22 protein-coding genes are annotated in these 13699 nt (G+C 58.8%); 8 read left to right on the top strand and 14 right to left on the bottom strand.

Annotated features, from left to right (window positions below):
• Positions 1 to 88 precede the first annotated feature (88 nt).
• Both P186_RS09080 and P186_RS09075 read right to left on the bottom strand, forming a co-directional pair.
• Complete coding sequence (locus P186_RS09080; protein WP_014289168.1) at positions 89 to 409, bottom strand: nucleotidyltransferase domain-containing protein; 321 nt, start codon at positions 407 to 409, stop codon at positions 89 to 91.
• Positions 390 to 797: a HEPN domain-containing protein gene (locus tag P186_RS09075; protein WP_014289167.1), complete on the bottom strand. Its 408-nt coding sequence runs from the start codon at positions 795 to 797 to the stop codon at positions 390 to 392. Before P186_RS09075 ends, P186_RS09080 begins: the two co-directional genes overlap by 20 nt.
• Before the next feature lie 213 nt (positions 798 to 1010).
• On the opposite strand from P186_RS09075, the gene P186_RS09070 reads away from it, so the two are divergent.
• Positions 1011 to 1250: a hypothetical protein gene (locus tag P186_RS09070; RefSeq protein ID WP_014289166.1), complete on the top strand. Its 240-nt coding sequence runs from the start codon at positions 1011 to 1013 to the stop codon at positions 1248 to 1250.
• 11 nt (positions 1251 to 1261) lie between these two features.
• Entirely contained in the window at positions 1262 to 1438 is a 177-nt protein-coding gene (locus tag P186_RS13855) for a hypothetical protein (RefSeq protein ID WP_014289165.1), read from the top strand.
• A gap of 165 nt (positions 1439 to 1603) precedes the next feature.
• Here P186_RS13855 and P186_RS09065 read toward each other — a convergent pair whose 3' ends face one another.
• Genes P186_RS09065 through P186_RS09045 form a run of 5 tightly spaced genes read right to left on the bottom strand, consistent with a single transcriptional unit; the run spans position 1604 to position 5721 of the window.
• Positions 1604 to 1864: a nucleotidyltransferase domain-containing protein gene (locus P186_RS09065; RefSeq protein WP_257719883.1), complete on the bottom strand. Its 261-nt coding sequence runs from the start codon at positions 1862 to 1864 to the stop codon at positions 1604 to 1606.
• Between the two features lie 24 nt (positions 1865 to 1888).
• Positions 1889 to 2086, bottom strand: coding sequence for a hypothetical protein (locus P186_RS09060; RefSeq protein WP_148682911.1), 198 nt, complete (start codon positions 2084 to 2086; stop codon positions 1889 to 1891).
• A gap of 13 nt (positions 2087 to 2099) precedes the next feature.
• Complete coding sequence (locus tag P186_RS09055) at positions 2100 to 3938, bottom strand: glycoside hydrolase family 15 protein (protein ID WP_014289162.1); 1839 nt, start codon at positions 3936 to 3938, stop codon at positions 2100 to 2102.
• On the bottom strand, positions 3935 to 4864 hold the full coding sequence (gene kdgK, locus P186_RS09050; RefSeq protein WP_014289161.1) for a bifunctional 2-dehydro-3-deoxygluconokinase/2-dehydro-3-deoxygalactonokinase: 930 nt from the start codon (positions 4862 to 4864) through the stop codon (positions 3935 to 3937). The genes P186_RS09055 and kdgK overlap by 4 nt, the downstream gene beginning before the upstream one ends.
• The gene (locus P186_RS09045; RefSeq protein ID WP_014289160.1) at positions 4861 to 5721 is read right to left on the bottom strand and encodes a bifunctional 2-dehydro-3-deoxy-phosphogluconate/2-dehydro-3-deoxy-6-phosphogalactonate aldolase; all 861 of its coding nucleotides are present in this window, start codon (positions 5719 to 5721) and stop codon (positions 4861 to 4863) included. The genes kdgK and P186_RS09045 overlap by 4 nt, the downstream gene beginning before the upstream one ends.
• Before the next feature lie 51 nt (positions 5722 to 5772).
• On the opposite strand from P186_RS09045, the gene P186_RS09040 reads away from it, so the two are divergent.
• From P186_RS09040 to P186_RS09030, 3 genes are read left to right on the top strand one after another with little or no spacing between them, the layout of a single operon-like run.
• The gene (locus P186_RS09040) at positions 5773 to 6945 is read left to right on the top strand and encodes an enolase C-terminal domain-like protein (RefSeq protein WP_014289159.1); all 1173 of its coding nucleotides are present in this window, start codon (positions 5773 to 5775) and stop codon (positions 6943 to 6945) included.
• A gap of 1 nt (position 6946) precedes the next feature.
• Positions 6947 to 7993 carry a glucose 1-dehydrogenase gene (locus tag P186_RS09035; protein WP_014289158.1) on the top strand — a complete coding sequence of 349 codons (1047 nt, stop codon included), beginning with the start codon at positions 6947 to 6949 and terminating at the stop codon, positions 7991 to 7993.
• Positions 7993 to 8829 carry an SMP-30/gluconolactonase/LRE family protein gene (locus P186_RS09030; RefSeq protein WP_014289157.1) on the top strand — a complete coding sequence of 279 codons (837 nt, stop codon included), beginning with the start codon at positions 7993 to 7995 and terminating at the stop codon, positions 8827 to 8829. Before P186_RS09035 ends, P186_RS09030 begins: the two co-directional genes overlap by 1 nt.
• A gap of 3 nt (positions 8830 to 8832) precedes the next feature.
• On the opposite strand, the gene P186_RS09025 is transcribed toward P186_RS09030, so the two are convergent.
• Together P186_RS09025 and P186_RS09020 are read right to left on the bottom strand one after the other, a co-directional pair.
• Positions 8833 to 9048 (bottom strand): hypothetical protein, encoded by a 216-nt coding sequence (locus P186_RS09025; RefSeq protein WP_148682910.1) that lies wholly within the window; start codon positions 9046 to 9048, stop codon positions 8833 to 8835.
• 82 nt (positions 9049 to 9130) lie between these two features.
• A complete protein-coding gene (locus P186_RS09020) occupies positions 9131 to 9511 on the bottom strand; it encodes a hypothetical protein (RefSeq protein ID WP_014289156.1) in 381 nt (126 codons plus the stop codon).
• A 62-nt stretch (positions 9512 to 9573) separates the two neighbouring features.
• On the opposite strand from P186_RS09020, the gene P186_RS09015 reads away from it, so the two are divergent.
• Positions 9574 to 9822 (top strand): type II toxin-antitoxin system CcdA family antitoxin, encoded by a 249-nt coding sequence (locus P186_RS09015; protein ID WP_014289155.1) that lies wholly within the window; start codon positions 9574 to 9576, stop codon positions 9820 to 9822.
• Positions 9809 to 10210, top strand: coding sequence for a type II toxin-antitoxin system VapC family toxin (locus P186_RS09010; protein WP_014289154.1), 402 nt, complete (start codon positions 9809 to 9811; stop codon positions 10208 to 10210). Before P186_RS09015 ends, P186_RS09010 begins: the two co-directional genes overlap by 14 nt.
• Before the next feature lie 26 nt (positions 10211 to 10236).
• Here P186_RS09010 and P186_RS09005 read toward each other — a convergent pair whose 3' ends face one another.
• Complete coding sequence (locus tag P186_RS09005) at positions 10237 to 10797, bottom strand: pyrimidine dimer DNA glycosylase/endonuclease V (RefSeq protein ID WP_014289153.1); 561 nt, start codon at positions 10795 to 10797, stop codon at positions 10237 to 10239.
• A 107-nt stretch (positions 10798 to 10904) separates the two neighbouring features.
• Here P186_RS09005 and P186_RS09000 point away from each other — a divergent pair, with 107 nt between their 5' ends.
• Complete coding sequence (locus P186_RS09000) at positions 10905 to 11294, top strand: hypothetical protein (RefSeq protein ID WP_014289152.1); 390 nt, start codon at positions 10905 to 10907, stop codon at positions 11292 to 11294.
• On the opposite strand, the gene P186_RS08995 is transcribed toward P186_RS09000, so the two are convergent.
• Genes P186_RS08995 through P186_RS08980 form a run of 4 tightly spaced genes read right to left on the bottom strand, consistent with a single transcriptional unit; the run spans position 11291 to position 13671 of the window.
• On the bottom strand, positions 11291 to 11620 hold the full coding sequence (locus tag P186_RS08995) for a hypothetical protein (RefSeq protein ID WP_014289151.1): 330 nt from the start codon (positions 11618 to 11620) through the stop codon (positions 11291 to 11293). The genes P186_RS09000 and P186_RS08995 overlap by 4 nt on opposite strands.
• A gap of 18 nt (positions 11621 to 11638) precedes the next feature.
• A complete protein-coding gene (locus tag P186_RS08990; RefSeq protein ID WP_014289150.1) occupies positions 11639 to 12157 on the bottom strand; it encodes a 4Fe-4S dicluster domain-containing protein in 519 nt (172 codons plus the stop codon).
• On the bottom strand, positions 12144 to 13034 hold the full coding sequence (locus P186_RS08985; RefSeq protein ID WP_014289149.1) for a hypothetical protein: 891 nt from the start codon (positions 13032 to 13034) through the stop codon (positions 12144 to 12146). The genes P186_RS08990 and P186_RS08985 overlap by 14 nt, the downstream gene beginning before the upstream one ends.
• Before the next feature lies 1 nt (position 13035).
• Positions 13036 to 13671: a 4Fe-4S dicluster domain-containing protein gene (locus P186_RS08980; RefSeq protein WP_148682907.1), complete on the bottom strand. Its 636-nt coding sequence runs from the start codon at positions 13669 to 13671 to the stop codon at positions 13036 to 13038.
• Positions 13672 to 13699: the final 28 nt, after the last annotated feature.

Below are 13699 nucleotides of genomic sequence, written 5' to 3'. Positions count from 1 at the left end.
GCCTGCTCGGCGCCGCCGCGTTGCGCCTTTCTCACCTCGCCGAGCGCCGCCGAGGTCCACTCTGTGGCCTCCGGCGCGGCGTTTTTAGCTATACTACACGCCTCCAGTAACGCGAGGCGTCTCTTAAGACGGCGGATTTGGCTTTTTCCAACTCCTCCGGCGTGTAGGGTAACACGTCTAGGCTCAACGGAAGGTCGAGCCGCGCCTCTATCCTAGCCAGCATCTCCAGCCTCTTGAGCCAGGGCACGCCTCTGAAGTGGGGTGACACAATTACCAAATCCACGTCGCTGTCGACAAGCCAGTCCCCCCGCGCCCAGGAGCCGAAGAGGTAGACTGCCTCAACCTCGATGCCCTCCCTCCTCAGCTCCTCAACAAACCTCTGGACCGCGTCAACAACCCTCTTCTCCATAAGTCAGAGACGCCAGCTTTATCAACTCTCTCGCAACCTCAAGGGCGTATTCAGCCTCTCTCTTCGTGAAGAGCTCAGAGGGAGGACCGCCTGCGGCGTCTGGGTAGCGGGAGGTGGCGTAGTACTTAGTCACCACGGCGAGGCCCTCCACTAGCTGGGGGGAGAGCTCCACTCCGTACCGCCAAAGCTCTCTGTACAGCTCTAGGAGGTTGTGCCGCTTAGGCGGCTCTTTCCTAGCCAGCACGAAGAAAAGAGACTTCAAAGCCTTTCCCGCCGCCTGGTGGGAGAAAAAGGCGCTTGAGTGGAAAACACCAGCCTCAAGCAACATCTTCGCCGTTAGGCAGTCCCTAACGGCCTCTCTAAACCAGACAAGAGCCTCCTCCCTCATAACCCCACCGCGTCACCAATATACCTACGGCGAGATTAGACATGACACACATCTGAGAGATGCTTAAAAACATCACCCCCTGTGTGAAGCTACGGCTAAGAGGCCTTACCTTCGGCGGATGGCGGTGAACTGCCGGGCAGGTCCGAGGCGCCGCATCTAAAAGAGGCTGGGGCCTAGGTGTTAAGATTTTATACCTGAAGTGGGGGGTGTGGCGTGCAGTTCGGAGTTGCGGATCGGGTCAGGGAGTTTATTGAAGACGCCGAGGCCTTCGCGCGGGCCGCGGAGGGGGAGTTCGGCGAGGCTGTGGCTAAGGGGGTTAGAATCTTGATGAGAGACGCCGCCGAGAAGGCGTGGAACGCGGTTGTGCAGGCTACAAACGCGTTGATTCTGGCGCTGGCGGGGAAGGAGTCGATGAGCCGCTGCGAGAGGAGGGCGATGTTGAGAGAGCTGTAGAAGGGGCACCGGTGGTTAGAGATCTGGGTTTGAGAGATAGATACATGGCTAGATACAAGATCCTGCATGGAGAGGCTTTTTACGAAGGCGTAGTGGACATCGAGGAGCTCAAGGTAGAGCTGGAAAAAGTCCGCCAATATGTAGAAGATGTGAAAAAGGTGGTAGGCGCATACACAGCCGGCAACTAGCCAACATCGGCGCAGTTAAACACGCCGTAGGAACTGGTGCGAGATTGCCCGGCAACTCTGATGCAGTAGCGCCAGTAGCTGGAGGAGCTGTGGGAGGACTCGCCCGTTGACGCTGTCCTATTCCGTATAGAGTCGGAGGCCCTCCTCTTCGTCTACGGCGCTGGCTCACACGGCGGCCCAGAGAAGCTCGTCTTTTACAAACAGCTCCAGCCCCTTCAGCGCCCTCCTCCTCAGCCAGCTGGGGGCGAAGTTTAGTACAACGACGTCGACGGGCAGGGCGACGGCCTTGGAGAGCCTCGCTGAGAGCTCCTCCGCGTATGCATAAGCCTCAAGCACGTCGAGAGATTTCCTCAAGTAGATGCCGACGTCCACATCTCTAAAAGGCCCTCCCTCGACAAAGCTACCAAAGACAAAGGCGAATGCAATACAGGCATCGCCCTCCAGCTCTCTTCACAAAATTTCAACCACGTGCCGCCTCTCCTCGCCCTCCAGCTCTAACCACCTAAACATACCCATCGACAGCCTCGATAAATTTTTCAAAGCCGCCACGCCCCCCTCCCTAAGCTCTATAAACATCCGCCTAATATCTACCCCCCGGTACCAGTGGACGGGTAGGTTCCGGAGAGAGACGACCCTCTTTATGGCCACGTCCTGGCCTTCGTTATTGTTTCCGTGCCTCGGCTTTTTTGAGGAGTGACTTGGCGAGTAGGTACTCTGCGTGGCTCCACGCAAGGGGCTGGACGGACACCGGGCTACCGTCGAAGGGGTTTAGTTGTTCTGGCAGTAGGTAGTTGGGCGGCGATACGGCCTCCACCCACTTGACTAACGAGGTGGCCTTCGCTATGTTTCCAAGCATTGCGTAGTACTCAGCTAGCCACAGCGTTGTTATTATCCAGGGGTTTCCCGGAATTTGGCTGTAGTCCCCCGGCACTCTCTGGTAGATGTCGCCCTCGTACCTCGCCAGGCCTCCTACCTTCGGCACCCAGAGCCTCTCCTCAATTGTCTTTACTGTATTCACCACGCGGGGGTCGCTGGGCTCGAACATCTCGAAGAGAGCCACGCCTATCATACTGGCGTCCACTACCCTGTCCACCTCCACCACCTTGCCATCCTCAATTTTGATGCTTCTGACAAACCTCCCCAGCTTCTCGTCGAACATGTACCTAGAGACGGCTTCTTTTACTGTGTGCGCCGCGGCTAGCCAGGTGGAGGCGTCCTCCTCCTCGCCGAGCATCATAGCCAGCTTACCGGCGGCCTTCAGCGCGGCGTATACCGCGGCCGTGGTGTAGAGGTGGACCCCAAGTCTCTCCTCCCAGAGGTCAAAACTCTGGAGAGGTAGCCCCAGCTCTCTGTCTCGGAAATTAGCCATGAAGTCGGCGGCGGCTTTGATAGCTGGGTACGCCTTTTTCAAGAGGTCGAAGTCTTTTACCTTCTCGATATGTCTCCACAGGGCGTAAATAAATATAGCTGTCTCGTCCTCCTGTATATTTAGAGAGTTTTTACCCGCCGCCGTCCACGGGTGCCAAGTGGAGCCCCACGTCCCGTCTACGTTGTACTTCTGGAAGAGGTAGCCCTCGGGCCCCACATGCCTGAGCATAAATTCAAAACTTCTCCTCGTCACGGCGTGGAAGCCGTATTCGTCAAGAGCCATGGCTACTATAGACGCGTCGCGGGGCCACACGTAGGCGTAGGTATCTAGGTTAAATTTCAAGATGTCGGAGTCGAGGGAGGCGACGACGCCCCCGTTTTCGCTGATGTGTCCCAGCAACACTGCTATAGACTGGGCCTCCAGCCTATCGTCATACGGCGTCGTCACCGCTTTCCAATACCCAACGCTTCTCTTCTCGTAGTAGGTTGGGTTGGCCTTGACTGCTTTGTGTATTTTCAAGACGTCGCTTAGGCTCTGGCCGGCGGCTATCCAGTAGTAGAAGTTGGGGTAGGCTATGGAAATTGCCGAGTCCACCGAGCCCTGTGCTATGGGCGTCTTTTCCAGAGTCCCGTCTTCGCAGTCTCTCAGCACGGTGCCGAAGTCCCTCCTTCCCACGTTGTACTCGTATATGGGGTGGCTGGCCCCCGCTAGGAACCAGAACCGGTCTTTGTAGTGCACCACGGCGTCTGCCTCGGGGTGGTAGAAGGCGGTGTTCGCCTGGGGGGCCTCCATTATTCTAAAATCGTGGTAGAAGATAACCCTCACGTAGCCCTCGCCCTTGATGCTTACCCTCCTTATGTACACATCGAGATTAAAGTCGACGAAGTCGAAAAACTCCACCTCTAGCCCGTCCCACCACAGCCTCATCCTCGCGGTGAGGCCCTCCATCTCTATCCTCTTGGGAATTGACTCCAGCCAGGTGAACTTGCCGTTGTGCCAAAGCCCAGTTTTGAAACGCCCGCCGAAGCTGTGGTTGTACCTGCCGACGTGTGGGTAGTAGAGATCGGCAATGTAGAAACTGCCGTCAAGCAACACAGCCAGCCTGCCGTTGCTCAGCAACGCGCTCCTCATAGCGCCCTGAGCAGAGCCTCCGCGTCCTTCACGTCTGGAACGGCCTCGTTGTCCCCCCTCACAGTAACCACAAGGGCGGAGGAGGCCACTGCGTACGCCAGCGCCTTCTCCAGCTCAGCTCCAGAGAGATACATCGCGGTGAACACACCGGCCATGGCGTCGCCCGCGCCCGTAGGATCCTCCACGGGTACGGAATACGCCGGTTTGAAGTACTTCTCATCTCCGCGGAAGACGTACGCCCCCCTGGCGCCCATCTTGTATAGAAGAACCTCAACCCCCAACTCTCTGTACCTCCTGTAGGCCTCCTCCGGCTCCCTAACGCCCAGCACCACCTCCGTGTCGTCTGGGTCGGTAATCAAAACCTCTACTCCACGCCTCAGCACGTCAAGCACAGCGACTCTTGCCTCTTCTAAATTCCGCCACAGCGCCGGCCTTATATTTGTGTCGAACGTAGTCCTCTTGGCTATTTCGAAGGCTTTGTGGACAGCCTCCCGCGCCGAATCGCTAATGGCTAGAGTAATCCCCGTGGAGTGCACCGCGTCCACCGCCTTGATAAGAGCCTCGTCTACATCCACAGGCGAGAGTCTACTGCCGGCGCTACCCCTTCTGTAGTAAAACATGACAGACCTACCCGGCACGGGGTAGTGCCTCTGGACGAAAAACACGCCGGTAGGGGCATTATCGAACTTGATGTGTGAAACGTCGACGCCTCGGCCTCTCAAGTACTCAACTACGTTGCGCCCAAACTCGTCGTCGCCGACGCGGGCCACTAGGCTACACCTGGCGCCGAACATCACTGCGGCTATGCAGAAATTGGCCTCAGACCCCGCCACGTGCTTCTCAAAAAACTGCACATATCGAAGAGGCCCCCTAGTCAACGCGTTTAGCTCTATAAGAGGCTCCCCCAGCGCAGCTATCCAGGTCACAGCTTCAGCCGCTCCCGGAGAGCCCTGAGCCTCTGGATAAGCGCCGCCCTCTCCTCCTCATCTAGGGGGTAAATCGGCGGCTTAGGACCCCCCAGGTCGAAGCCCTGGAATTCGCGGATGAATTCGTAAATAGCCGGCAAGCCGCCGAAGTCCCTAGCCAACATCTGCAACTCGTCTAAAGCCCACTGGAGCCTAGCCGCCTTTTCCAACTCCCCAGCCTTCACAGCCTCTCTTATAGAGGCCACTACCTCCGGAAGGTAGTTACCCGCCGACACCACCACGCCGTCTAGGCCGTAGACAAACGAGGCGAGTATTAGAGAATTTGAGCCGTTGTAAACCCTGGCGTTTGGCAACGCCTTTTTGTACCTCACGGTGTGGGCAATCTCCTCCACGGAGTCTTTCACCCCGGCGATGCACCCAACCTCGCCCGCGGTCTTCACATCTACGTCTCTGCCCACGGCGGAGGGGATGTTGTAGAGGTAAAGTGGGTGCGACGACTTTTGGCAAATATCTCTGAAGTATTTCACAACCTGCCTCGGCGTGACGCTGGGGAAGTAGAAGGGGGCCGTGGAGGCCACGGCGATTATGTCGAGCCTATTCGCCTCCCGAACGGCGCCTACTACATCCTCATACTGGAGAGAGGAGACGTTGAAAATCACGTTCTTCGTCGTAGAGGCGGCGGCCTCCAGCAACGCCACCCTCTCCTCGTGCCTCAAGGCCGGCCCCAGACCCGTTGTCCCCGCGACGTAGACAGCAGTGACGCCTCTACCCAGGAGGTGTTTAATAAACTGGGAGTAGGCGTCTACGTCCACCCGCCCGCCTCTATAAGGGGTGACCACCGGAACGACGATCTCCATAGGACTACTTGATCTTATTAAATATTTAAACTGTTAAACTGCATATTATCTATGGGGGAGATTTCTGAAATCGAGCCGGTTGTCCTCTACGAACAAGATATAGACGCCAGGTGGGCCTCCTTCTCAATCCTAGTAAGAGTTGTGACGAAAAACGGGGCCGTGGCGTACGGAGAGGCGGTTCCCACGCTTAGAGTGCTCCCAGTCTACTCCGCTGTTAAACAAGTCGCCAGATTATTCGTAGGGAGGGACTACCACGACGTACTCCCGGCGCATAGGGAGTGGTATAGGCAGGATTTCTTCGCCTCTAGGTCGTTTGAGAGCGCCACGGCGCTGAGCGCAATTGACATGGCTCTATGGGATTTGAAGGCAAGGGAGTTCGGAGCCCCCCTACACGACCTGCTCGGCGGCGCCTTGAGGAGGCGGGTGAGGGTGTACGCCAACGGCTGGTACGGCGGATGCAGAGACCCGGAGTGCTTCGCCGAGAAGGCCCGGAGGGTAGTCGCCATGGGATACGACGCTCTGAAATTCGACCCCTTTACAGACAGCTTCATCTCTATAACTCCGCAGGCTTTGAAGAAGGCAGAGGCCATAGTGGCCGCCGTGAGGGATGCCGTGGGGGACGAGGTAGATATCTTAATTGAGCACCACGGCCGATTTGACGCCAACGCCGCGGTGGACATCGCCAAGAGGTTGGAGAAATACTCGCCGTATTTCATGGAGGAGCCTGTGCACCACGAAGATATCGAGGGCTATAGGAAGTACAGGAGCCTCACCAGGTTGAGAGTGGCCATGGGGGAGCGGCTCATCGGGGTGAAGGAGGCGTTGCAGTACCTCAGAGAGGGGCTTGTAGACGTAATTCAGCCAGATGCCTGCAACATCGGCGGAGTCACCGGGAGCCTCAAGGTGTCTACCCTGGCGGAGGCCTTCAGCGTGGAGGTGTCTTACCACAACGCCTACGGCCCCGTGCAGTTCGCAGTTGAGGTGCAGCTCTCCGCCGTGACGCCTACTCTCTACAGACTGGAGTCTTTCTACGACTTCTGGCCCCAGTGGAAGAGGGACTTGATCGGAGATCCCTTCCACGTGAGTGAGGGGGCGGTGGAGGTGCCGAGAGGCCCCGGCATCGGGGTGACGGTCAACGAGAAGGTGCTGGAGCGGTACAAGGCGGAGCCGAGGGAGGTGGAGCCGACCGAGGAGCCTGTGTGGGTTGTGAGGGGGACTTGGTGATATGAAGGCGGTCACGGCGGTGCCCGGGGTGCCGGAGTCGCTGAGGCTGAGGGAGGTGCCGAAGCCGGTGCCAAAGGCCGGGGAGGCCCTCCTGCGCCCGCTTGCAGTGGGGGTGTGCGGGACCGATAAGGAGATTATCGAGGGGAGGTACGGCAAGGCGCCGGAGGGTAGCGACTTCTTAATTCTCGGCCACGAGGCGCTGGCGGAGGTAGCCGACGTGGGGGCCGGGGTGGACAACGTCTCGCCTGGCGACGTCGTGGTGCCGACGGTGAGGCGCCCCCTAAACTGCGACTTGCCGGTGGACTACTGCCCCTTTGGAAAATACCTAGAGCACGGCATATGGGGCCTCCACGGCCACGCCGCGGAGTACTCCATCTCAGATGCAAGGTATCTAGTGAAAGTCCCGCCTGAGGTGGTTGACGTGGCTGTGCTCACGGAGCCGCTGTCGGTGGTGGAGAAGGGGGTGGAGCTGGGGCTGAACCTCTACCAGGCGAGGCTTAGCCGACTGCCTCAGAGGGCTTTGGTGCTCGGCGCGGGGCCCATCGGACTTTTGGCGGCGATGTTGCTAAGGCTCCGCGGCCTAGCGGTGACCGTAACCGCGACGCGCCCGCCTGATAGCTTGAAGGCGAAGCTGGCTCAGCAGATTGGGGCTGTGTACGTCGATGCGGCTCACGACGAGATCTCCGGCAAGTTCGACCTAGTGATTGAGGCCACTGGCTCGCCGCAGGTGGCGCTGGAGGGCTTGGAGAGGCTTGAGTCAGGCGGCGTCGAGGTGTTGCTGGGGGTATACCCAAGAGGCGGCACTTTAAACGACGTCGGTGCCCTCCTCACAGACGCTGTGCTTAACAACAAGCTGGTAGTCGGCTCCGTAAACGCGGGGATACGCCACTTCCAAATGGCCCTCCAGCATCTAAAAGAGGCCAAGGAGAGGTACGGCGACTGGCCGAGGAGGCTGATCACCAAGGAGGCCACCCTCGAGAACTACGCAGAGGCTTACCACTGGACGCACGACGACATAAAAACAGTCTTGGTAATGACGCCGAAGTAATGCTGGAGTGGCTACCCCTTAGCCTGCCAAGAGGGAGGCTAGCCGAGAGCCCGCTGTGGGATCACAGAACCCACACCCTCTACTGGGTAGACATATTAGGCGGGGCCCTCCACCTCTTCTCCTTCGAGACGGGGCAGTTAAAGACGTACCGCCTAGACGACTACGTAAGTTGCGTAGCCCTAACCCAAGATGTAGACACCGTAATAGTCACCTTGAAGAACCAAATCGCGGAGCTAAATACGCGCAGCGGCGCGCACCGCGTAGTTGCGCGGGTGGAGGAGCCGGGGCGTAATAGGCTAAACGACTGTAAGTGTAGCCCGGCGGGGGAACTGTGGTTCGGTAGCATGGACATGTACGAGAGGGAGCCCACCGGCTCCCTCTATGTATACACCGGCTCAACATTGAGGAGGGTGATGAGCGGGGTGACTATTTCAAACGGCATTGACTGGTCCCCCGACGGATCCCTCATGTACTACGTGGACAGCCCCACGAGGAAAGTGGGAATATACAAGTGGGAAGGTGGGCGCCTCGAGCCGTCGGGCTACATAGACCTGAGCCGCATGCCCGGCGTCCCCGACGGACTGACGGTGGACGCAGAGGGCTCTCTGTGGGTAGCCATGTACGGAGGCTCCTCCGTCGTCAAAATCACCGGCGCCGATATACAGAGACTGCCGTTGCCCTACCCCTACGTGACCTCATGCGCCTTCGGCGGGCCGAGATTGGACACCCTATTCATAACCACGGGGAGCGGCGACGGGGGCGCGGGGGCTGACGGCGGCTTGTTAGCAGTAAAAACCGGCGCACGCGGCCAAGCCGCTAATATCTGCAATTTTTAACACCTATACCGAAGCCCTAAAAGGCGCACACACGCGCGTTAAATAAGCGATAGCCACTTGGCTATGAGGCGAGGGGAGGAGGGAGCCGTATCCGCATCCGCCCGGGCGGAGGAGTAAACCCGCTTGAACCTCCGCCTCAGCAAACTCCACCGCTGTGCACCTAAGCGCGTAGAGAGCCTCGTCGTCATTAATAAATACGTCGACTGATCTAATATACACTCCAAAAACCTCAAACTCCGCCTCAAATCCCAGAGAATCCCCCCGCCCTTTCTCTATCAGCTGACGGACATGACTGCTGGGTTCAAAAATGGATGGGGAGCTTGGGCGGAAGGGGCGAGCGCCACAGCAAGCCGCTCAGCACGAGGAGCAGGACTGTGGCCAGAAGGAGGGCGATGAAGGCCCTTGCCACGTCTACGCCGGCCAGGGCTGACACTACGAAAAGCGCCGTTAGAAACCCGGCGAGCAACGCCAGGAGGGGGGCGAGTAAGAGCAGAGGCACGATAAAAACGCCGAGAGCGAGCGCCAAGAAGCCGACAACGGAGGCGGCGACTAGAAAGGCAACTGGGGCCAGGACGACGCCTAGGAAAACCCCCAGGGGGTTGACCGCCCTCCCAGCCAGCAGACTCAGCAACACCCAGAGCACCGCCGTAAAGATCACCCACCACACCAACACCTCAACCACGCGGAGTTTACGCCCCAGCTATAAATACTCCTCTCGCGGTAGGTTTTTAAATAACTACATCTTTGGTAGACGTGGGCTGGGTTACCGTGTCTACAAAAGTGAGGCGCGACGTCGTAGAGAAGGCGAGGAAATACGGCATAAACATATCCCAAGTCCTCAGAAAGGCGCTGGAAGAGGAGGTTGAAAAAAGAGAGCTTAAGGAGCTGTCGGAGCTCGCCGTAAGGGTGGCCGAGGGCCTTAGAAAAGCCAGCGTGGAGCTTGGAGAGGACTACGCGGCGCGGAGCGTAAGGGAGGATCGTGAAGGGAGGTAGCTACGTATTTGACGCCTCGGCAATAATCAAGATTGTGGAAATCGCGCCTAGAATAGCCCCCGCGGTTTTGAAGAAACAGCACACGGCGGACCTCGCCTACTACGAAATAGGCAACTACATATGGAAGCTTAAGAAAAGAGAGGTGATAGACGACGTAGCTCCCTATGCGGAGTTCTTCACGAAACTCCTCGCCCACATTGCGGTGCACAGCGTGGGGCTTAGAGACGAGGTGCTGGATATAGCAACTAGAAGGGGGCTTACCTACTACGACGCTGTGTACCTCTGGCTCGCCGAGTCCCTCGACGCCCCCCTCGTCACGGAGGACGGCAAGCTCTGCCAAGCCGCCGCGCGCTGTCTAACCGCGGCCCAGGTCCTGGCACGCCGCTGAGAGACTCCGCGCCGCCGGGCCGCGGTCTAGCGGTCGTGTTCAAATAGGGGGTGGCAGTCAACCTCGCCTCTCCTCAGCCCCGCGACGAACCCTTTATACCTCTCATAACGTTTAAACAGCCAGGTGTTGACGCCGTTTATAGGCACGGGCTCCGTCTCGAGCACCTCCTCAAGCTCCCGCGGCGACAGCTTCTTGAGGTAGAAGCAGGGATCCTTCAGCACGAGGACCCTCCTGTACTCCACCTCGTGGACGTGGGTGACAGGCGTGCCGCCGGTCCCCCTCACCTTTTCGAGATACGGCGCGAGGTCGCCGAGGCCGAGGGAGTTCCGTCGGCCCCTGGCAACCCACTCCCCCACCACGGCGTCGAAGTACTTCACCAAATCCTCGATGTACGGCTCACCGCCGTTGAAATACATCAAGACGATAGGGTGGTTCCACCACCCCCTCCTCCCGTCGTTGATAAGCCCAAGCCTACGCAGAATCACCTTAATCACCTGCTTAGCCTCGACCCTCTGCTTACCAAGCCTCAAGTCGTCTAGAAACGCGGCCGACCTCCGGTGGTCCACATACGGGCGGAATATCTGCACAGATCCACACCGGAGGTGTAATAAAAAACTCAGTCACATAAGACAAGACGAGATTCGACAAGCCGCGCCGCCCGGGTACACTTATTAAGAGAAAACGCCATCGAGACGTGTTTGCCGAGGCGCTTCTGGCCCTCCACATCACCGGCGTAGTTGGGTGGGGAGGCTTGACCATGGGGGGCTACTACGTGTTGAAGAGCTGCGGGGGTGGTTGCTACGGGAGGTACAGGAGGCTTGTCTATCTACAGTTCGCCTCTGCGCTGGCTGTGTTCGCCACCGGGCTCACCCTCGCCGTGGTTAGATACGGCTTCCCCAAGTCGCCGCTGTGGATACACGCGGCGCTGGGGATAGCCATGATAATCGGCGTAGTGGAGCTAATCCACCTCTGGGCGGCCGGGAGGGGCCTTGACCGCTACGAGAAGTACGTCCGGGTGTTCATACCGCTGTGGTCCGCCGGGTATCTAGCCATGATCTACCTAATGGTATTCAAGCCCTTTTAATGCCTGAGGAGGACAGCGGCTAGGAGCGCCGCGAGATACAGCAACTCCGCCGCCTCGAAAACCGCGTAGGCCTTCCCATATCTAGAGTAGCGGGAGAGGTACCCCCCAAAGTAGAGAGGGACGCCGACGAAGTGGATAACTGCAAACAAGGCCGTGACGGGGACGAGGAGGCCCAGGGTGAGCGCCCATATGTAGAAAAGGGCCTCGTAAACGGCGGCCGCCTTAGCCGCCAGGCCGCCTGGGTACCTCCCCCTGGGCGAGTTGAGAGCTGTCCACCCGTGTTTAACATACATGGGGATAAACAACAAGACCTGTAGCAAATCCACAGACGGAGGTGGTTTGCGCTATATATGTGTGACGTCTCTATACTCGCCAAAAATCTGCCTCAACTCCTGGGAGAGGCGTCTGCACGAGGGACATCTCGCCTCGCCGTTCTTCTCGGGGAACAAAGCCCCGCATTCCACACACCTCTTCAATCTAAACGAGGCCAAGACGTGCACCTTGCCTTCCAGCACGTCGGCCATGTCCACCTCGGCGTTCTCCACCGCGCCGAGGAGACACGACACGAGGCAGTTTTTACACCTCACACAGATGTCTGTGCGGAAGTAGATAGTCCCCTTACCGTCGCTCTGCAGAGCCCCAGTTGGGCACAGAGCCGCACACGTCTCGTGGTACTCGCACAAGTCGGTCCTAATCCTCTTCCCAACGTAGTGGCCGCGGGCAACCTCGCCGTCTCTGAGCTCCCTAAGCGCCCAGAGGAGCAACTCGCGCTTCTCGGGCACGCCCCTCACCAGCCACACCCCCTCCCTCTTAACAACTCTAGGCCCCGCCACGTACCCACCCACTAGCTCAAGTCGCTTCATCAGCCTCTGCGGCAAACAGCGCCAGCGCCGCAGCCGCCATGCCTCTAAAATTGCGCATCGACGCCGCGGTCCCGATACCCGTGGCGAGTAGCATCAAGACAAAGCCTCCCCAGAAGGATCCTGGGAGCACGTCGTATTTAACCGGTAGCAGCCACGCGGCGCCGGTGGTCATTAGAGACCAGGCAAGCGCGGCGTCTGTTCTATACAGCCCCATGGAGTAGGCGATGAGCCCCGCCACGAGCACCGCGACGGTAAGCGCCATGCCGTAGACGCCGAATTTGGCAAGTTGCCTATCTCCGCCGAAGACGTAGAGGCCCACAAGCCCCAGCGAGGCCATGTAGAGGAAGTACAGCACCACCAGGGCCGGGTCTTGAAACGCCCCCCTAGCTGTTGACTCCAGGAAGAGGAAGGCGGTGTAGAGAGCCGCCACTAGGGAGATCGGCGGGCCCGCTATTTTCAACAGCCAGCTGTTTAAAGGCTCAAGCCGTCGGCCCGCTGGCAGAAGCGCCTCGGCGCCGAAGATCAGCGCCAGTAGCGTAAAGACGGCGCTTACCCACGCCCCCACAGCTATGAAAGAAGTGAAGTGGGGCGTGAAGAACACCTGCGAGGCTCTTGTCAACATGGCGAAGTCGCCGTGTTCAAGACCGTACTCAGCCGTGGCTAGGTCTAGATACGCAAGCGCGAAGTACACAAGGACGAGCGGCAGCACCGCCGTAAACACCCTCCGCCTCAAGGAGGCGCCGAGGGCCCCGCCCCAGGCGAGGTAAGACGCGGCGAACACCAGCCCAGCCGCCAGGGCCTTAATCGGCACGTAGATCGCAATAAGGCTCCCCCAGAAGGGGTACTGGAAGAATACGTCCCAGGATACCTGCTCCATACTACCACCTCCCGCTCTGGGGCTTCTCCCCTGGCGCGGGCATCTCGTTCCACTGGCCCATGGGCGGCCTCGCCACCACCAGCGGATTGACAGCCGACATGTCTGGAGCTAGGTAGAACTGCATGGGCCTAGCCCCGGTCTCCGGCTTCCTCACAAACCAAGGCTTGGAGTTTAGAATCTCCTGGATCTTTGGGTCAGATATGTCTCCGAAAATTATGGCGTTGGTAGGGCAGACCTGGACGCAGGCCGGCTGGAACCCGGCGTCCACCAGGTGGGCGCAGGCGTTGCACTTCTCCGCCACGCCCTTCATGGGGTTGATGTATATCGCGTCGTAGGGACACGCCGCTATGCATGCCTTACAGCCGATGCACCTCGTCTGGTCCAGGTCGACAATCCCGTCGGGCCGTTTAAACAAGGCCTCAACTGGGCAGGCCCTTACGCAGGGCGCCGCCTCGCAGTGGTTGCACCGTAGCTGGACGAAGTACTTCTTCGTGTTGGGCCACAGCCCCTTCTCCACGTACTTCACCCTAAGCCTCCACACCCCCAGAGGAACAGAGTTCTCGGCCTTGCAGGCCACCGTACACGCCTCACAGCCGATACACCGCCCCGTGTCGTTAATAAAGACGTAATGACCCATGAAAACCGTCAACTATCTATAAAAATCT

It is taken from the genome of Pyrobaculum ferrireducens (assembly GCF_000234805.1).
Classification (GTDB): domain Archaea; phylum Thermoproteota; class Thermoprotei; order Thermoproteales; family Thermoproteaceae; genus Pyrobaculum; species Pyrobaculum ferrireducens.
This window is presented reverse-complemented; position numbering and strand designations above follow the sequence as displayed.